This window comes from Acidithiobacillus sp. (genome assembly GCF_023255755.1).
Classification (GTDB): domain Bacteria; phylum Pseudomonadota; class Gammaproteobacteria; order Acidithiobacillales; family Acidithiobacillaceae; genus Acidithiobacillus.
The window spans coordinates 20,303-22,264 of the sequence record NZ_JAGDVS010000039.1 but is presented as its reverse complement, the minus strand read 5'-3'; the positions used below and the strand labels follow the sequence as shown (position 1 = coordinate 22,264).

2 protein-coding genes are annotated in these 1,962 nt (G+C 59.5%); both read left to right on the top strand.

The window, feature by feature from the left end; genetic code table 11:
* Positions 1–66: 66 nt before the first annotated feature.
* Positions 67–393 (top strand): hypothetical protein, encoded by a 327-nt coding sequence (locus tag Q0C48_RS03095; protein ID WP_291521440.1) that lies wholly within the window; start codon positions 67–69, stop codon positions 391–393.
* A partial coding sequence (locus Q0C48_RS03090; protein ID WP_291521438.1) for a hypothetical protein occupies positions 390–1,962 on the top strand: 1,573 nt, incomplete at its 3' end. The genes Q0C48_RS03095 and Q0C48_RS03090, both read left to right, overlap by 4 nt.

The following is a 1,962-nucleotide window of genomic DNA, read 5'->3' as shown; positions in this document are numbered from 1 at the left end:
GGGCCTCGTTCGGAGCGATGGCTCCGCGCAGCGGAAGAATCGTGCTAATCAGGAAGGAGAATTCCCATGCTGGACGCCAAGACCATCACCGATAAGTATTCAGTGGCAGAATACGCCCTCATCTACCTGGGCGGACGCCAGCCGTCGCCCACGGTAAGACCCGGTATACGCTATTGTGTAGAAGAGTCCGCAGGGTCTCTGTACCAGGACAAAAACCACGAAGTCATGATCTTTGACAGCGAGGCACAGGCCTTCGAGTTCCGTCAGATTCTTCGCGGCGCATTGCCAGTACTGGCCTTTTATGACCAGTCGTTGCCCGAATGGGATGGGTCTGATGAAGATGTCCTGCTGAACGCTCCGGAATTCGCGGATGTTGATGAGGCGCTGGCATGAACACCCTTCGTAGTGCCGTTATCATGGCGCTGTTCAGCTTGGCACCTCTTCCCTGCGCCATCGCTGCAACCAGTACCGCATCCAGTGCCGCCCTGGCGAATGATGCAGGGGTATCCCAGGCGGAATTGCAGGCCGGCAATTCGTGGTTCAACAGCGACCAAAACAGCAATGGCACCCAGAATAGCAGCCAATTGCAGACCGGCAACACACTGGGCGGTCAGTCACAGGTACAGGGTTCTTTGGCCAGTAGTCAGCAGGCGGCGGCAACCGATAGCGTTCTGGCGCAAGAAATGGCCCGCTATTACAGTCTGTACACCGGCTACTACAACGATTATTTGACCGATGAGTCGCTGGCATCTGATGCATCCAGCACCTATGCATCATGTGTCGCAGCCGATAAAACAGACTGCCTCAACAAAAGCGGCTATTACGGTCAGTTGGCGGGTACCGCTTATGATGCGTACCAGAATGACTATGGACTCTGGTATCAGGACTGGCAACAACAGCAGGCGATGGAGTCCACCGCCGGCCAGCAGTCGGTACTGGGTGGCGCCTCTGCACAGGCCAGCGCGAATTCCGACAGTCATTACCAGAACGAGCAGAATGCCGCGCAGTCGGAGGCGCAATCCTCTGCCAGCGACACGCAGAGCGCTAACGCAGGCAACAACAGTACCGCAACGGCCTCCGGACAATCCGCAGCATCCGCCGCCCTGCAGACGATCCAGAATGAAACGGGTGTCCAGCAGGGACAGAGCGCGCCGACCGCTACGGCTCCTACGGAATCCTCTACTCCGTTCTCCTACACCAGCCCGCTACAGACACAGATGACCAGCGATGAAACGGCAGCTATGGAAAATGCCGAGACGGACGTGGTGCAACAGCAGTACGCCGATAACCGTGGGGCGGATGCCACCACAGCCGATCAGCAGTCGGCAGCGGACACGGCCGCCGCGGGCGTGGCGCCGTCGGCAGGCACCCAGGCGATGTGGGCGGATGGTGCCAGTATCGCCAGCAACACGGCGAATACCTATCAACAGGATGCAAACAATACGGCCGCTACCGCTGCAACCGCACAGCAAAGTTTTGTGCAGGATCAGAACCAGGCCAACGCCGACGCTATTACCATTGGCGAGCAGACGGATGCGGCAGCGGCAGCCTATGCCCAGAAACAGGCGGCGGCAAAAGGTGTGACCTACACGGCCCCCACCGCACCGGACACGTCTGTCCAGTCGGCTATCGCTACCGATCAGGCCACCATCAATCAGGATACCGTGACGGCGGAAACGGAGGCCGCCGATGCCTACAGTCAGGAACGGGTGGCAACGGATGCGAATGCCACCGCGACGACCGCCACCCAGCAGGCCCAAACCGACCAGGCGAACGCACAAAGCGCACCCGACACGGCATTGCAGCAGACCTGGAATACCGCAGCGGCTTCGGAGTCCAACAGCGCCTCGTTATCCTCGCAGGCGGCACAAGCAGCTTCCAGTGCTGAAAATACCGACGAGACTGCAGCCAATGCGGCCATGTCCGCAGCGGAAACGGCGGGTGGCCAGTCCGGTATGGATG

Bases quoted from the DNA above. Each gene is read 5' to 3' on its own strand.
- Q0C48_RS03095 (WP_291521440.1), top strand. From the start codon at position 67: ATGCTGGACGCCAAGACCATCACCGATAAGTATTCAGTGGCAGAATAC.